The following is a 14,164-nucleotide window of genomic DNA, read 5'->3' on the forward strand; positions in this document are numbered from 1 at the left end:
GGCGGCGAGGATCCAGAGGTGCCCGAGCGGCAGCCCGAAGAGCAGGGAGCCGGCGACGGCGGTGACGGCGGTTCCGGGCACGGTGAAGGAGGCGTACGCGCCCGCGGCGCCCAGCACGACGGCGGCGGGCGGCACGGGGAGCGTGGCGTAGTGGTCGAGGCCGCCGCGCCCCTCGCCCCGCGCGCCCGGCTGCTGCCCACCCTGGCCGCCGTCTACCGCGCGCAGCTCTCCCGCGCCCAGGTCGCCCGCATCCCGCTGCTCTTCGTGGCCACCTTCCAGTCCATCGGGATCATGGTCCTGATGCGCGGGGTCGTCGACGGGGGATCCGAGGCCCGCGCCGTCGTCGCCGGCTCCACCGTCCTCGTCGTCGCGTTCGTCGCGCTCAACCTGCTCGCCCAGTACTTCGGGCAGCTGCGCGCCACCGGCGGCCTCGACCACTACGCCACGCTCCCCGTGCCGCCCGCCGCCGTCGTGCTGGGCGCCGCGGGCGCGTACGCCTCCTTCACCGTGCCCGGAACCGCCGTCACCGCCGTCGCCGGCTCCCTGCTCTTCGGGCTGCCGCTCGGGCACCTCTGGATCCTCGCCGCCGTCGTCCCGCTCGCCGGCGCCGCGCTGGCCGGCCTCGGCGCGGCCCTCGGGCTCCTCGCCCCCCGGCAGGAGCTGGCCACCCTCCTCGGCCAGCTCGGCATGTCCGCGGCGCTGCTCCTCGGCGTCCTGCCGCCGGAGCGGCTGCCGGAGCCCATCGGCTGGGCCCGGGACCTGCTCCCGTCGACGTACGGCGTGGAGGCCATGGCCCGCACCTTCGAGCCCGGTCCCGACTGGGCGGCCGTCGCCCTCGACCTGGCCGTGTGCGGGGTCGTCGGCGTGATCTCGCTGGGCGTGGCCACCTGGGCGTACCGCCGGGCCGCCGTCCGCTGAGGCGGGCCACCGGCACACCTGGCACGATGGCGGGGTGACCGCACCCCTGACTCCGCCTCACCAGCGCGGAGCAGCGCTGGGCGGACCGCGAGGAGGACATCACCACCGTCGGCAGAGACCCCTTCGAGGTCGGGCAGGTGTTCGCCCGGCGGTGGATGGAACGACTTCCCGAGCAGAGCCACGTCCAGAGGCTGTCCACCCTCTACCCGCGCATCCCGCCCAGCACGACGGCGGCGGGCGGCACGGGGAGCGTGGCGTAGTGGTCGAGGCCGCCGGTGGCGCGCAGCTGCCCGAAGTACTGGGCGAGCAGGCGAGCAGAGGTGCACGATCATCGCGGCGAGCGGCCAGGCGAGCATCGCGGCGGCGCCCAGGTTCAGTTCCAGCGGGGCCTCGAAGGTGACGTTGGGGCCGACCGCCTTCGCGTGGGCGACCACGTCGCTCGTCGGCCCGAAGTAGGCGCCGAGGCCCCAGGCGAGCAGCGAGCCCAGGACACCGCCGAGCGCGAGGCCGAGCACCAGCGGGACCCCGCCGCTGTCCGGCCCGGCGGGCGACCCGATCACGGCGGCCGAGGTCGTGCAGGGCGTCCTGGTGACCCTCGTCTCGGCGATCGCCGGAGCGGTGCTCGGGGTGCTGTGGCTGAACCTGGCCCCGCGGATCCTGCTCATCTCGGACGGCAAGGGCGTCTACCTCCGGAACTCGGAGGGCGAGTCGGCCATCGGCGCCGACGGAACGTTCGTCCTCCTCGCCCTGGCCTTCGGGGCGGTCGCCGCGCTCGTCGTCTTCCTGCTGCGCCGCCGCGGCGGGGTCCCGCTGGTGCTCGGCCTCGCGCTCGGCGGTGTCCTGGGCTCGCTGCTCGCCTGGGGCCTCGGCGCCTACTTCGGGCCGACGAGCGACGTGGTCGCCCACGCGAAGGCGGTCGGCCCCAACGTCACCTTCGAGGCCCCGCTGGAACTGAACCTGGGCGCCGCCGCGATGCTCGCCTGGCCGCTCGCCGCGATGATCGTGCACCTGGGGCTCACGGCCGCCTTCGGCCCGCGCGACGCGGAGCCCGAGGCGTGGGACCAGCCCAAGGCGTACACCCAGGGGCCCGGCCGGAGCTGACGGCCCCGGCCGCGCGTCGAGCGGCCCGGGTCCGGTCGAATCCCAGGCGCGTCCGACCCTCAGGCGCGGCCGATCGGGGCCACGACCGCCGAGGTGAGCGCGGCCAGATCGGCGGGGGAGAGCTCCACCTCCAGGCCGCGCCGCCCCGCCGAGACGCAGACGGTCGCGTGGTGCGAGGCCGAGGAGTCGAGGACCGTACGCAGCCGCTTGCGCTGGCCCAGCGGGGAGATCCCGCCCCGCACGTAACCCGTGGTCCGTTCGGCCGCCGCCGGGTCCGCCATCGCCGCCCGCTTGCCGCCGACCGCCGAGGCCAGCGCCTTCAGGTCGAGCTGCCCCGCGACCGGGACCACCGCGACCGTCAGCTCGCCGTCGACGTCCGCCACCAGGGTCTTGAAGACCCGGTCGGGGGAGACGCCGAGGGCCTCGGCCGCCTCCTCGCCGTACGAGAGGGAGGCCGGGTCGTGCTCGTACGCGTGCAGGGTGAACGGGGTGCCGGCGGCCGTCAGGGCCACCGTCGCCGGGGTACCGCCGCTGTTCTTCCTCTGCTTCTTCGCCACGCGTGCGTTCTTCCTCAGTTCGGGTAGGTCGGGGCCTGCGTCAGGTCCACCACCGGCAGCGACGGCAGATGGCGGATGACCGCCGTCTCCGCGCGCAGCAGCGTCAGCTCCTCGCGCAGCCGGGTCGCCGTGTCCGGGGCCTGGAGCAGCCGCTGCTTCGACGGCGTGTCGAGCACCGCCGCCGCCGCGACCAGGTACGACACCACCGACGGGTCGTCCGGCAGCTCGCTCGTCGTCAGGGACCGCTCCCGCGCCCCGGCCAGCCGCTTCTGATAGCTCCGGAAGGCCCGCAGCACCCCCTCGGCGAGGCTGCCGGCCTCCTCGCCCTGCTCCTCCGGGAGCTCCTCGACCTCGGCGACCAGGAACGGCCCGCTCGTGTCGACGGAGAGCAGCTTCACCCGGGTGGTGCCGGTGGCCGTCACCTCGAAGCTGCCGTCGGCGCGCTCCCGGATCTGCACGGCGTCCGCGACACAGCCGACCCGGTGGAAGGACTGGATGGGGTCGGGGCCGAAGCCGGCCGCCGGACCCTTCTCCGGCAGCGCCGTCTGGTCCGGCATGCCGGGGGCCGTCGGGGCGACCTCGCGGCCGTCGCGGATGGCGACGACGGCGAAGCGGCGCGGCTCCGAGTCGTCGATCGCGAGCAGCTCGCGCATCATGGCGCGATAACGCTCCTCGAAGACGTTCAGCGGCAGCACGAGGCCAGGGAACAGCACCGCGTTGAGCGGGAAGAGAGGCAGGCGAGCGGTGGTCACAGCGGTCAGCCTAGTGGCCGCCGGGCCCGCCCCGTCCTGCCCGTCCCCGTCCGGTGTCCCAGAGGGGCGTACGACGGGCCAGTTCGGTCCTGGCCGTGTCCCGCGCGGTGAGGAACCGGCGCAGCGGGTCCTCGCCCCCGGCGCCCCGCCCGCCACCCGGCGAAGACCCCCACGGGAAGGAGGTCGCGTAGGCCCCGATCCGGCCGAACTCCGCCCGCGCGTCCTCCCAGCGCGCCCGCTCCACCAGCACGTACGCCAGCAGGTTGCGGACCTCGGCGGGCCACGGGTCGCCGGTCGGGAAGACCGCCGACAGGGCCAGCGCCCGGTCGGCCGCCCGGTCGACCCGCGCCTCCGGCACGGCGGGCTCCCGCTCCGCCGGCACCCGGAGCCGGTCGTAGGCGGCCCGGACCGGCAGCGCGCGGACCAGCGAGTCGGCCGCGGCGTCGTCGGCGGCCTGCTCGGCGAAGTCGAAGGCGGCGCGGTGCGAGCCGTACCACTGGGCGGACAGGTACTTGAGCGCCGCGACATGGCAGCCGTAGTGGTGCGGTGAGCGGCGCACCGCCTGCTCCCACAGGGCCTCGAAGACGGCGGGGCGGGCGTGCGCCCCGCGCGCGTGGTCCAGGGCGAGGCGCCAGGGCACCGGGTCGTGCGGTGCCTCCTCGGCCATCGTCCGGATCAGCGGCTCCAGCTCGCGCAGCCGTTCGGCCCGGGCGGGCGACTCCCAGGCCCGGCGGACGGAGAGCTGCGCGGTGACGAGCAGGGCGTCGGGGTCGCCGGGCGCGACGGCGAGCCAGTGGGTGAGCCAGTCGTCCCTGTGGTACGCGAAGGTCGCGAGCCGGGTGACGTACCGGTCGCGGTCCTCCCACTCGCCGCAGTCCCGGGTGGTGGCGAGTAGCTTCGCCGCGGGCTCCGGATCGGCCAGCGCGGCGGCGACCAGGGCGGGGGCGAGCCGCTCGTCCGGGGCGTCGAGCAGCACGTCGTCGTCCGGCACGGACCCGGCGGCGAGCCGCGGGGTGTGCCGGGCCGAACGAGCGGCGCCGATCAGGGCGCGGAGAAAGGACATGGTGTTCCGTATTGTCTCCCGGCCACCGCTCCCTCGGCAGCCGCTCTCACGGCCCGCTCACCAAACCTTCGCGCCCTCCCGCCCGGACCACACCGATCCTCCGCCGCTCCGCCTCCCGGACGGCCCGGCGACCGCCCGGTCCCCGCACGTCCTCCCCGACCGGAGGCGCGGCGACCGCTCCGGAGGACCCCGCGGGAAGCGGCCCGGCGGGTCCCGTCCGCCGACCGCCTCAGCCCCTGCTCAGGAGCCGGGTCGCGCCCGCCGCCACCGTGGTCGCGAGGATCCAGCCGAGCAGGATCAGCACCGCCGCCGCCCACTGCCAGATCCCCTCCAGGCGCCAGTAGCCGTCCTGGCCGAGATTGATCACCGGGAGCAGCAGATCGAGCGCGTACAGCGGGCCGTTCCACTCGGGGGCCTCCTCCGCCTTCAGCGGTATCGGCCGGTAGTGCGAGAAGGCCACCGTGCCCGCCGCCCACAGGACCGCCATCCACAGCGCCGCCCGCCCCGGCCGGTAGCCGTAGGCCACGGTCCAGTCCTGGAGGTACCCCCAGAGCTTCCCCGCCACCGGCAGGGTCTCCCGTCGGCGCCGCTGCTTGGCGAGCAGCACCTCGCGGGCGTCGGCGTCCTCCCCGCTGGCGCGCAGCACCGTCGCCAGGCGTTCGTACGGCTCGGGGGCGTACTCCGGGGTCGCGGCCGCCACCCACTCCAGGCGCCGGGCCAGCGGGAAGTGCCCGTACGGCACGAGGTTCTCGTAGGCGAAGCCGCCCATCGCGAGTCCGCCGGGCCCCGGCCAGCTGGTCGACAGGTCGATCAGGGTGACGACCTTCGCGCCGTTGAGCACGACGCGGCCCTCCTCCGGCCGCTCGCCGTTGAAGCGGAGCTCGGGGGTGACGATCCGGCGCAGCGACACCTCCTCGCGGCGCGCCCCGCTCAGCAGGAACCGGGCGTGGTGCAGGTCCACCGCGTCGCCGAAGCGGCCGTCGTCGAGTCGCACCCCGCCGTGGAACTCGACCGGTCTTCGGTACGCGCCCTGCGCCGGCGTCACCCCGTACGGCGGGGTGGCCGTGCTCTGCCCCGCGGTGTCCTGCTCCTCGTACACCCAGGCCGCGTTCAGATAGAGCGAGCGCTCCACCGTCAGCTGGGGGGCGTTGAGCGCGCGGCGGCCCAGCGCGCCGCGCAGCACGCTGCCCCGCAGGCTGAGCGACACGCCGATCTTCGCGCCGCGCAGGCTCACCTCCCCGAACGTCTCGATCAGCTCGGCCTGGAGGTCCTGGGCGACCACCATCCCGTCCGCGGTGATGGCGCGGCCGCGCCGGTCCGGCCACACCTGGATCTGGTTGACCAGCAGGTCCGTGCCGATCTGGGCGTCGGTGAGCCGGATGCCCCAGCGCACCCGGCAGCGCGGCAGATGCAGGTCCCCCTCGGTGTGCAGCCGGGCCGCCTCCAGCCGCGGCAGCGCGCACTCGATCATCCGCAGCGTGCCGAACCGGGCCTCCGGCAGCACCACCTCGCCGTCGAACCGGCAGCCGTGCAGCTCCACGTACGGCCCTATCGTCCCGCCCGCCAGGTTCAGCACGCCGGTGATCCGCACCCCCCGCAGCTTCAGCGCGGCCACCCGGCCGGACCGGGCCGGCGGTCCGGCGAGCAGCAGCAGCGCCACGACATCGGCGCGGACGCTCCGCTCCTCCCCCCACTCCCGCGCCCCGAAGGGGTCGTCCCGCTCCGCGATCCCTTCCGTCAGATCACACGTCCTGCCGATGACGAACGCCCGCCACACCGCCCGCTCCGGGCCTGTGAGACCGTCCGGCATCCCGTCCTCGTGCGGCTCGGTCAACGCCGCCCCCTCGCTTTCCACGCTCCGCTCGCACGAGTCCGCGACACGTGTCCCGCTGTGTGACCGGGGTCCCGTGGATTCGTACAGCCGTTCTTCCCGCTGAGTGACGGGCTGAACGCTAACGGTCAGGAGTGGCGACAAGACGCCAGTGTGGCCCGTATCAGCCATTGATACGGGCGTCCGGTGCTGTGGGCCGTCTGCGAGAATTGACCCGTGATCTCTCGAATCGATCTGCGCGGCGAGGCCCTCCCCGAGGGTTCCGCCCTGCGCGACCTGCTGCCCCGTGCCGAGTTCGACGTGGAAGCCGCCCTGGAGACGGTGCGGCCGATCTGCGAGGACGTCCGGCATCATGGCGCGGCCGCGGTGATCGACTACGGGGAGAAGTTCGACGGCGTCCGCGTCCCGGGCCTGCGCGTCCCCGCCGAGGCGATCACCCGCGCCCTCGACGAGCTCGACCCGCCCGTCCGCGCCGCCCTGGAGGAGTCCATCCGGCGCGCCCGCCTCGTCCACCGCGAGCAGCGCCGCACCACCCACACCACCCAGGTCGTCCCCGGCGGCACCGTCACCGAGAAGTGGATCCCGGTCGAGCGCGTCGGTCTGTACGTGCCGGGCGGCCGCTCGGTCTACCCGTCCTCCGTCGTGATGAACGTCGTCCCGGCCCAGGAGGCCGGCGTCGAGGGCGTGGCCATCGCCTCGCCCCCGCAGAAGGAGTTCGGCGGGCTCCCGCACCCGACGATCCTCGCCGCCTGCGCCCTGCTCGGCGTCGACGAGGTGTACGCCGCCGGCGGCGCCCAGGCCGTCGCCATGTTCGCGTACGGAACCACCGACGGCGCCGACGGCGCCGACGGCGAGCCCGGCTGCGCCCCCGTCAACCTGGTCACCGGCCCCGGCAACATCTACGTGGCCGCCGCCAAGCGCCTCCTCAAGGGCCGCATCGGCATCGACGCGGAGGCCGGCCCGACGGAGATCGCGATCCTCGCGGACTCCACCGCCGACCCCGTGCACGTCGCCGCCGACCTGATCAGCCAGGCCGAGCACGACCCGATGGCCGCCTCCGTCCTGGTCACCGACTCGGAGGAGCTGGCCGCCGCCACCGAGGCCGAGCTGAAGACCCAGGTCGCCGCCTCCAAGCACATCGACGACCGGATCGCCCCCGCCCTCGCGGGACGCCAGTCCGCGATCGTCCTCGTCCGCGACCTCGCCGACGGCCTCAAGGTCGTCGACGCCTACGGCGCCGAGCACCTGGAGATCCAGACCCGCGACGCCGCGGCCGTCGCCGACCGCGTCCGCAACGCCGGCGCGATCTTCGTCGGCCCCTGGGCGCCCGTCTCCCTCGGCGACTACTGCGCGGGCTCCAACCACGTCCTGCCCACCGGCGGCTGCGCCTGCCACTCCTCGGGCCTCTCCGTGCAGTCCTTCCTGCGCGGGGTGCACATCGTGGACTACACGCGCGACGCCCTCGCCGACGTGGCCCACCACGTGGTCACCCTCGCCGAGGCGGAGGACCTGCCCGCGCACGGCGCGGCGGTCAAGGCCCGGTTCGGATGGAAGGTCCCCCAGAAGTGACCGAGATCCGGATCGACGACCTCCCCGTCCGCGACGAGCTGCGGGGCAAGTCCCCGTACGGCGCGCCCCAGCTCGACGTGCCCGTCCAGCTGAACACCAACGAGAACCCGTACCCGCTGCCCGAGCCCCTGGTGGCCCGCATCGCGGAGCGCGTCGCCGAGGCCGCCCGCGGCCTCAACCGCTACCCCGACCGGGACGCGGTCGAGCTCCGCACCGAACTCGCCCGCTACCTCACCCGCACCGGCAAGCACCCGGTCGCCCTGGAGAACGTCTGGGCGGCCAACGGGTCCAACGAGGTCCTCCAGCAGCTGCTCCAGACCTTCGGAGGCCCCGGCCGCACCGCGATCGGCTTCGAGCCCTCGTACTCGATGCACGCCCTGATCGCCCGCGGCACCGGCACCGGCTGGATCTCCGGCCCGCGCAACGAGGACTTCACCGTCGACGTCGAGGCCGCCGCCGCGGCGATCGCCGAGCACCGGCCCGACGTCGTGTTCATCACCTCGCCCAACAACCCCACCGGCACCGCCGTCGCCGCCGACACCGTCCTCGCCCTGTACGAGGCGGCCCAGGCGGCCAAGCCGTCCGTGGTCGTCGTCGACGAGGCGTACGTGGAGTTCAGCCACCGGGACTCGCTGCTGCCCCTCATCGAGGGCCGCCCGAACCTGGTGGTCTCCCGGACCATGTCCAAGGCCTTCGGCGCCGCCGGACTGCGGCTCGGCTACCTCGCCGCCCACCCGGCCGTCGTCGACGCCGTGCAGCTGGTCCGGCTGCCGTACCACCTCTCGGCGGTCACCCAGGCGACCGCGCTCGCCGCCCTGGAGCACACCGACACCCTCCTCGGGTACGTCGAGCAGCTCAAGGCCGAGCGCGACCGGCTCGTCACCGAGCTGCGCGCCCTCGGCTACCGGGTCACCGACTCGGACGCCAACTTCGTGCAGTTCGGGAAGTTCCCCGACACGCACGCGACCTGGCGGCGGATCCTCGACCGGGGCGTCCTGGTCCGGGACAACGGCGTACCGGGATGGCTGCGGGTCACCGCCGGCACCCCCGAAGAGAACGACGCGTTCCTCGACGCGGTTCGTGAATTGATGAAGGAGCAGGAGCGATGAGCCGTGTAGGCCGCGTGGAGCGCACCACCAAGGAGACCTCCGTCGTCGTCGAGATCGACCTCGACGGCACCGGCAAGGTCGACGTGTCGACCGGGGTCGGGTTCTACGACCACATGCTCGACCAGCTCGGCCGGCACGGTCTGTTCGACCTGACGGTCAAGACCGACGGCGACCTGCACATCGACTCGCACCACACGATCGAGGACACCGCCCTCGCCCTCGGTGCCGCCTTCAAGCAGGCCCTCGGCGACAAGGTCGGCATCTACCGCTTCGGCAACTGCACCGTCCCGCTGGACGAGTCGCTCGCCCAGGTGACCGTCGACCTCTCCGGCCGCCCGTACCTCGTGCACACCGAGCCCGAGAACATGGCGCCGATGATCGGCTCGTACGACACGACGATGACCCGGCACATCTTCGAGTCCTTCGTCGCCCAGGCCCAGATCGCCCTGCACATCCACGTGCCGTACGGGCGCAACGCGCACCACATCGTCGAGTGCCAGTTCAAGGCCTTCGCCCGCGCCCTCCGCTACGCCTCCGAGCGCGACCCGCGCGCCGCCGGAATCCTCCCCTCCACGAAGGGCGCGCTCTGACCGTGAACGGCCTCTCCACCATCCTCATCGTCGTCGGACTGTTCCTGCTCGGCGGCATCTACTCCTTCGTCAAGCAGGAGATGCCCAAGGGCCTCGTCGCGCTCGTCGCGATCGGCGCCGCGATGTGCCTCGCCGCCGGTGTGCTGCGGCTGGACGTGTGGGCATGACCGCGAGCACCCCCAGGAAGGTCGTCGTCTTCGACTACGGCTTCGGCAACGTGCGCTCGGCCGAGCGCGCCCTCGCCCGGGTCGGCGCCGAGGTCGAGATCACCCGCGACTACGAGACCGCGATGAACGCCGACGGCCTCCTCGTCCCCGGCGTCGGCGCCTTCTCCGCCTGCATGCGCGGACTCAAGGAGGCCCGCGGCGACTGGATCATCGGCCGCCGGCTCTCCGGCGGACGCCCGGTCATGGGCATCTGCGTCGGCATGCAGATCCTCTTCGCGCACGGCTTCGAGCACGGCGTGGAGAGCGAGGGCCTCGACGAGTGGCCCGGTACCGTCGAGCCGTTGAACGCGCCCGTCGTCCCCCACATGGGCTGGAACACGGTCGACGCGCCCGGCGGCAGCGAGATGTTCGCCGGTCTCGACGCCGACGCCCGGTTCTACTTCGTGCACTCCTACGCGGTGCGCGAGTGGACCCTGGAGGTCGGCAACAAGAACATCCGCGCCCCCAAGGTCACCTGGGCCACCCACGGCGAGCCCTTCGTGGCGGCCGTCGAGAACGGCGCCCTGTGGGCCACCCAGTTCCACCCCGAGAAGTCCGGCGACGCCGGAGCCCAGCTCCTCACCAATTGGATCGAGACCCTCTGATCATGGCTCAGAAGCTTGAACTCCTCCCCGCCGTCGACGTCCGCGACGGCCAGGCGGTCCGTCTCGTGCACGGCGAGTCCGGCACCGAGACCTCCTACGGCTCCCCGCTCGAAGCGGCCCTCGCCTGGCAGAACTCCGGCGCCGAGTGGCTCCACCTCGTCGACCTCGACGCCGCCTTCGGCACCGGCGACAACCGGCAGCTGATCGCCGAGGTCGCCGGAGCCATGGACATCAAGGTCGAGCTGTCCGGCGGCATCCGCGACGACGCCTCGCTCGCCGCCGCCCTCGCCACCGGCTGCACCCGCGTCAACCTCGGCACCGCCGCCCTGGAGACCCCCGAGTGGGTCGCCAAGGTCATCGCCGAGCACGGCGACCAGATCGCCGTCGGCCTCGACGTCCGCGGCACGACCCTCCGCGGCCGCGGCTGGACCCGCGACGGCGGCGACCTCTACGAGACGCTCGCCCGCCTCGACTCCGAGGGCTGCTCCCGCTACGTCGTCACCGACATCGCCAAGGACGGCACCCTCCAGGGCCCCAACCTGGAGCTCCTGAAGAACGTCTGCGCGGCCACCGACAAGCCCGTCGTCGCCTCCGGCGGCGTGTCGTCCCTGGACGACCTGCGGGCCCTGTCCGGCCTGGTCCCGCTCGGCGTCGAGGGCGCGATCGTCGGCAAGGCGCTGTACGCCAAGGCCTTCACCCTCGAAGAGGCCCTGGAGGCGGTGGCGGCCGTATGACCGACGGCGTGAAGAAGGTCGTCACCGGAGCCCCCTGGGAGGAGCAGTTCGGCTACTCCCGCGCGGTCGAGCTGCCGAACGGCCTGGTCCTCGTCGCCGGCTGCACCTCCGTGGTGGGCGGCCAGATCGCCGGCGGAGGCCCGTACGACCAGACGGTGAACTCCTTCAACGTGGCCTTCGCCGCGCTGGAGAAGCTCGGCCTGGGCCCGGCGGACGTCGTCCGCACCCGGATGTACCTCACCCACGCCCGGGACGTGGACGAGGTCGGCCGCGCCCACAAGGAGCTGTTCGACACGGTCCGCCCGGCGGCGACGATGATCATCGTCTCCGGCTTCGTCGACCCCAGCCTGGTCGTCGAGGTCGAGGTCGAGGCCTTCCGCCCGGAGGCGCGCCCGGGTGGTGCGGCATGAGCCTCGCCGTACGCGTGATCCCCTGCCTGGACGTGGACAACGGCCGGGTCGTCAAGGGCGTCAACTTCCAGAACCTGCGGGACGCCGGCGACCCCGTCGAGATGGCCAAGCTGTACGACGCCGAGGGCGCCGACGAGCTGACCTTCCTCGACATCACCGCCTCCTCGGGCAACCGGGAGACCACCTACGACGTGGTGCGCCGCACCGCCGAGCAGGTCTTCATCCCGCTCACGGTCGGCGGCGGCGTCCGCGCGGCCGAGGACGTCGACAAGCTGCTGCGGGCCGGCGCCGACAAGGTAGGCGTCAACACCGCCGCGATCGCGCGCCCCGAACTGATCCAGGAGATCGCGGAGCGCTTCGGCCGTCAGGTGCTCGTCCTCTCGGTCGACGCCCGCCGGACCGCCTCCGGCTCGTTCGAGGTGACGACGCACGGCGGCCGCCAGGGCACCGGCATCGACGCCGTCGAGTGGGCGCACCGGGCCGCCGAGCTGGGAGCGGGTGAGATCCTGCTCAACTCGATGGACGCGGACGGCACCAAGGACGGCTACGACACCGAGATGATCGCGGCCGTGCGCAAGCACGTGAGCGTGCCGGTGATCGCCAGCGGGGGAGCGGGCCGGCTCGCCGACTTCCCGCCCGCGGTGGCGGCGGGCGCGGACGCGGTGCTCGCGGCCTCCGTCTTCCACTTCGGTGACCTGCGGATCGCACAGGTCAAGAACGAACTACGGACGGCCGGCCACCCGGTCCGCTGATCCGGCCCGCCGGATCCGCTCCGAAACGCTGCCGCGAAGGGCCCCCTCAGGGGGCCCTTCGCCGTGTCCGGACGCACAGGATCGACGGCGCCAACCGGTCGAGCCCGGCCTCATCGTGGGCAGTGCGGCGATCTGCGCCCTCGCGGGGCTCTGCGCCCTCGCCGTCCCCGCCGTACGCCGGGCCGTACTGCCGCTGACCGCTCAGGGGTGTCCGGAAAGCGCTAGAACCCCAGCTGCTTCGTCTCCCGCAGCCGCTCGATCGCCTCCGGCTCGCCGTCCAGCGCCACCTTGGCCGTGTCCTGGCGGCCGAACAGGTACATGGTCAGCTCGCCCGGCTCCCCGGAGGCCGTCACCACCGGGGTGCCCTTGTGCGCCACCACCGTCTGGCCGTTCGGCCGGCGCAGCACCAGCCCCACCGGCACCTTCCGGCCCAGCAGCCGGGCAGTGCGCTCCAGCCGGGACCAGAGGGCGTCGGCGAAGACCGGATCGAGCTCGCGCGCCGACCAGTCGGGCTGGGCACGGCGCACGTCCTCCGCGTGGACGTAGAACTCGACGACGTTCGCCCCCTCGTCCACCTGCTTGATCGTGAACGGCGAGAACCGCGGCGGCCCGGTCCGGATGAGCCGGATCAGCTCCTCGTACGGCTTGTCGGCGAACTCCGCCTGCACCCGGTCCTGCCGGTCCTTCAGCATCGGTACGAGCGAGCCGGCCGCGGCGTCCGGGCGCCGCTCCCGCAGCACCAGATGGGCCGCGAGGTCCCGGGTCCGCCAGCCCTCGCAGAGCGTCGGCGCATCGGGACCAGCCGCCTCCAACAGGTCGGCGAGCAGAAGCCGTTCACGTTTGGCATGGGTCGACATGTGTGCCAGCCTACGGCGGCCGCCCCCGGTCCGCCCAGTGGACGCCCCGCCGGACACCACCCCGGAGCGCGGCACAATGGCGCCATGAGCAGCAATCTCGACCCGGCCGTCTCCGCCCGGCTCAAGCGCAGCCCCGACGGGCTCGTCCCCGCCATCGCCCAGCAGTACGACACCGGCGAGGTGCTGATGCTCGGCTGGATGGACGACGAGGCCCTGCACCGCACCCTCACCACCGGCCGCTGCACCTACTGGTCCCGCAGCCGCCAGGAGTACTGGGTCAAGGGCGACACCTCCGGGCACGTCCAGCACGTCAAGTCCGTCGCCCTCGACTGTGACGCCGACACCGTCCTCGTCAAGGTCGACCAGGTCGGCGCCGCCTGCCACACCGGCGCCCGGACCTGCTTCGACGCCGACGTGCTCCCCGTATCCGCGTCCGCCGCGGACCCCGCATCCGAGTAGGGTCTGGCGCCATGGATCTCGACACCTTCCGCAAGCTGGCGGCCGACCGCCGCGTCATCCCCGTCAGCCGCCGGCTGCTCGCGGACGGCGACACCCCGGTCGGGCTCTACCGCAAGCTCGCCGCCGAACGGCCCGGCACCTTCCTCCTCGAATCCGCGGAGAACGGCCGGAGCTGGTCCCGGTACTCCTTCATCGGCGTCCGCAGCGACGCCACCCTGACCGTGCAGGACGGCCAGGCCCACTGGCTGGGCACCCCGCCCGTCGGCGTCCCCACCGACGGCGACCCGCTCACGGCCCTGCGCGCCACCGTCGAGACCCTCCACACCCCCCGCGACCTCGAAGCCCTGCTCGGTGGCGCACTGCCCCCCTTCACCGGCGGCATGGTCGGCTACCTCGGCTACGACATCGTCCGCCGCCTGGAGAAGATCGGCGAGCACGGCCGCGACGACCTCCAGCTCCCCGAGCTCACCATGCTCCTGACCAGCGACCTCGCCGTCCTCGACCACTGGGACGGCTCGGTCCTCCTGATCGCCAACGCGATCAACCACAACGACCTGGAGACCGGCGTCGACGAGGCGTACGCGGACGCCGTCACCCGCCTCGACGGCGTCCTGGTAGGCGGGGCCGCCCCAGAGCGCGGAGAACTCGGGG

At 73.6% G+C, this 14,164-nt stretch carries 16 protein-coding genes and 4 pseudogenes; 13 read left to right on the forward strand and 7 right to left on the reverse strand.

The window, feature by feature from the left end:
- Nucleotides 1-165, reverse strand: a pseudogene (locus tag EAO70_RS39405) (ABC transporter permease); the annotation flags it as partial.
- Between EAO70_RS39405 and EAO70_RS21730 the strand changes: the two are divergent.
- Together EAO70_RS21730 and EAO70_RS39410 are read left to right on the forward strand one after the other, a co-directional pair.
- Entirely contained in the window at nucleotides 151-918 is a 768-nt protein-coding gene (locus EAO70_RS21730) for an ABC transporter permease (RefSeq protein WP_148005285.1), read from the forward strand. The pseudogene EAO70_RS39405 and the gene EAO70_RS21730 sit on opposite strands and share 15 nt — an antisense overlap.
- 53 nt (nucleotides 919-971) lie before the next feature.
- Nucleotides 972-1,136 (forward strand): annotated as a pseudogene (locus EAO70_RS39410) (NYN domain-containing protein); the annotation flags it as partial.
- Here EAO70_RS39410 and EAO70_RS21740 read toward each other — a convergent pair.
- Nucleotides 1,136-1,228 (reverse strand): annotated as a pseudogene (locus tag EAO70_RS21740) (ABC transporter permease); the annotation flags it as partial. The pseudogenes EAO70_RS39410 and EAO70_RS21740 overlap by 1 nt on opposite strands.
- A gap of 221 nt (nucleotides 1,229-1,449) precedes the next feature.
- On the opposite strand from EAO70_RS21740, the gene EAO70_RS21750 reads away from it, so the two are divergent.
- Nucleotides 1,450-2,019 (forward strand): DUF2567 domain-containing protein, encoded by a 570-nt coding sequence (locus tag EAO70_RS21750; RefSeq protein ID WP_261993046.1) that lies wholly within the window; start codon nucleotides 1,450-1,452, stop codon nucleotides 2,017-2,019.
- A 59-nt stretch (nucleotides 2,020-2,078) separates the two neighbouring features.
- Here the strand turns inward: EAO70_RS21750 and ybaK are convergent, their stop codons facing one another.
- The 4 genes from ybaK to EAO70_RS21770 form a co-directional block, all read right to left on the reverse strand.
- Nucleotides 2,079-2,576, reverse strand: coding sequence for a Cys-tRNA(Pro) deacylase (gene ybaK, locus EAO70_RS21755; protein ID WP_148004516.1), 498 nt, complete (start codon nucleotides 2,574-2,576; stop codon nucleotides 2,079-2,081).
- 14 nt (nucleotides 2,577-2,590) lie between these two features.
- Nucleotides 2,591-3,328 (reverse strand): LON peptidase substrate-binding domain-containing protein, encoded by a 738-nt coding sequence (locus EAO70_RS21760; protein WP_148004517.1) that lies wholly within the window; start codon nucleotides 3,326-3,328, stop codon nucleotides 2,591-2,593.
- A gap of 10 nt (nucleotides 3,329-3,338) precedes the next feature.
- Nucleotides 3,339-4,391, reverse strand: a complete 1,053-nt coding sequence (locus tag EAO70_RS21765; protein WP_148004518.1) for a hypothetical protein — start codon at nucleotides 4,389-4,391, stop codon at nucleotides 3,339-3,341.
- Nucleotides 4,392-4,620: 229 nt separating this feature from the next.
- On the reverse strand, nucleotides 4,621-6,225 hold the full coding sequence (locus EAO70_RS21770) for an oxidoreductase (protein WP_148004519.1): 1,605 nt from the start codon (nucleotides 6,223-6,225) through the stop codon (nucleotides 4,621-4,623).
- Nucleotides 6,226-6,438: 213 nt separating this feature from the next.
- On the opposite strand from EAO70_RS21770, the gene hisD reads away from it, so the two are divergent.
- The 8 genes from hisD to hisF are packed head-to-tail and all read left to right on the forward strand — an operon-like array spanning nucleotide 6,439 to nucleotide 12,197.
- On the forward strand, nucleotides 6,439-7,791 hold the full coding sequence (gene hisD / locus EAO70_RS21775; protein WP_148004520.1) for a histidinol dehydrogenase: 1,353 nt from the start codon (nucleotides 6,439-6,441) through the stop codon (nucleotides 7,789-7,791).
- On the forward strand, nucleotides 7,770-8,900 hold the full coding sequence (locus EAO70_RS21780; RefSeq protein ID WP_148004521.1) for a histidinol-phosphate transaminase: 1,131 nt from the start codon (nucleotides 7,770-7,772) through the stop codon (nucleotides 8,898-8,900). Before hisD ends, EAO70_RS21780 begins: the two co-directional genes overlap by 22 nt.
- The gene (gene hisB, locus EAO70_RS21785) at nucleotides 8,897-9,490 is read left to right on the forward strand and encodes an imidazoleglycerol-phosphate dehydratase HisB (RefSeq protein ID WP_015032911.1); all 594 of its coding nucleotides are present in this window, start codon (nucleotides 8,897-8,899) and stop codon (nucleotides 9,488-9,490) included. Before EAO70_RS21780 ends, hisB begins: the two co-directional genes overlap by 4 nt.
- A gap of 2 nt (nucleotides 9,491-9,492) precedes the next feature.
- A complete protein-coding gene (locus EAO70_RS38080; protein WP_187283980.1) occupies nucleotides 9,493-9,657 on the forward strand; it encodes a hypothetical protein in 165 nt (54 codons plus the stop codon).
- Nucleotides 9,654-10,301 carry an imidazole glycerol phosphate synthase subunit HisH gene (gene hisH / locus EAO70_RS21790; protein WP_148004522.1) on the forward strand — a complete coding sequence of 216 codons (648 nt, stop codon included), beginning with the start codon at nucleotides 9,654-9,656 and terminating at the stop codon, nucleotides 10,299-10,301. Before EAO70_RS38080 ends, hisH begins: the two co-directional genes overlap by 4 nt.
- Nucleotides 10,302-10,303: 2 nt before the next feature.
- Nucleotides 10,304-11,035: a bifunctional 1-(5-phosphoribosyl)-5-((5-phosphoribosylamino)methylideneamino)imidazole-4-carboxamide isomerase/phosphoribosylanthranilate isomerase PriA gene (priA, locus tag EAO70_RS21795; protein ID WP_148004523.1), complete on the forward strand. Its 732-nt coding sequence runs from the start codon at nucleotides 10,304-10,306 to the stop codon at nucleotides 11,033-11,035.
- Nucleotides 11,032-11,445 (forward strand): RidA family protein, encoded by a 414-nt coding sequence (locus EAO70_RS21800; RefSeq protein ID WP_148004524.1) that lies wholly within the window; start codon nucleotides 11,032-11,034, stop codon nucleotides 11,443-11,445. Before priA ends, EAO70_RS21800 begins: the two co-directional genes overlap by 4 nt.
- A complete protein-coding gene (gene hisF, locus EAO70_RS21805; RefSeq protein ID WP_148004525.1) occupies nucleotides 11,442-12,197 on the forward strand; it encodes an imidazole glycerol phosphate synthase subunit HisF in 756 nt (251 codons plus the stop codon). Before EAO70_RS21800 ends, hisF begins: the two co-directional genes overlap by 4 nt.
- Before the next feature lie 221 nt (nucleotides 12,198-12,418).
- Here the strand turns inward: hisF and EAO70_RS21810 are convergent, their stop codons facing one another.
- The gene (locus EAO70_RS21810) at nucleotides 12,419-13,054 is read right to left on the reverse strand and encodes a TIGR03085 family metal-binding protein (RefSeq protein WP_148004526.1); all 636 of its coding nucleotides are present in this window, start codon (nucleotides 13,052-13,054) and stop codon (nucleotides 12,419-12,421) included.
- A gap of 84 nt (nucleotides 13,055-13,138) precedes the next feature.
- On the opposite strand from EAO70_RS21810, the gene hisI reads away from it, so the two are divergent.
- Both hisI and EAO70_RS21820 read left to right on the forward strand, forming a co-directional pair.
- A complete protein-coding gene (gene hisI, locus EAO70_RS21815; RefSeq protein ID WP_148004527.1) occupies nucleotides 13,139-13,513 on the forward strand; it encodes a phosphoribosyl-AMP cyclohydrolase in 375 nt (124 codons plus the stop codon).
- Between the two features lie 11 nt (nucleotides 13,514-13,524).
- Nucleotides 13,525-14,164 (forward strand): annotated as a pseudogene (locus EAO70_RS21820) (anthranilate synthase component I); the annotation flags it as partial.

Source organism: Streptomyces sp. adm13(2018) (assembly GCF_008042145.1).
GTDB lineage: Bacteria > Actinomycetota > Actinomycetes > Streptomycetales > Streptomycetaceae > Streptomyces.

What these genes read in the sequence shown, in the direction of transcription:
- EAO70_RS21765 (WP_148004518.1), bottom strand. Translation starts at nt 4,391, where the DNA reads ATGTCCTTTCTCCGCGCCCTGATCGGCGCCGCTCGTTCGGCCCGGCAC.
- EAO70_RS21780 (WP_148004521.1), top strand. Translation starts at nt 7,770, where the DNA reads ATGGAAGGTCCCCCAGAAGTGACCGAGATCCGGATCGACGACCTCCCC.
- hisB (WP_015032911.1), top strand. Translation starts at nt 8,897, where the DNA reads ATGAGCCGTGTAGGCCGCGTGGAGCGCACCACCAAGGAGACCTCCGTC.
- hisH (WP_148004522.1), top strand. Translation starts at nt 9,654, where the DNA reads ATGACCGCGAGCACCCCCAGGAAGGTCGTCGTCTTCGACTACGGCTTC.
- priA (WP_148004523.1), top strand. Translation starts at nt 10,304, where the DNA reads ATGGCTCAGAAGCTTGAACTCCTCCCCGCCGTCGACGTCCGCGACGGC.
- EAO70_RS21800 (WP_148004524.1), top strand. Translation starts at nt 11,032, where the DNA reads ATGACCGACGGCGTGAAGAAGGTCGTCACCGGAGCCCCCTGGGAGGAG.
- hisF (WP_148004525.1), top strand. Translation starts at nt 11,442, where the DNA reads ATGAGCCTCGCCGTACGCGTGATCCCCTGCCTGGACGTGGACAACGGC.
- EAO70_RS21810 (WP_148004526.1), bottom strand. Translation starts at nt 13,054, where the DNA reads ATGTCGACCCATGCCAAACGTGAACGGCTTCTGCTCGCCGACCTGTTG.
- hisI (WP_148004527.1), top strand. Translation starts at nt 13,139, where the DNA reads ATGAGCAGCAATCTCGACCCGGCCGTCTCCGCCCGGCTCAAGCGCAGC.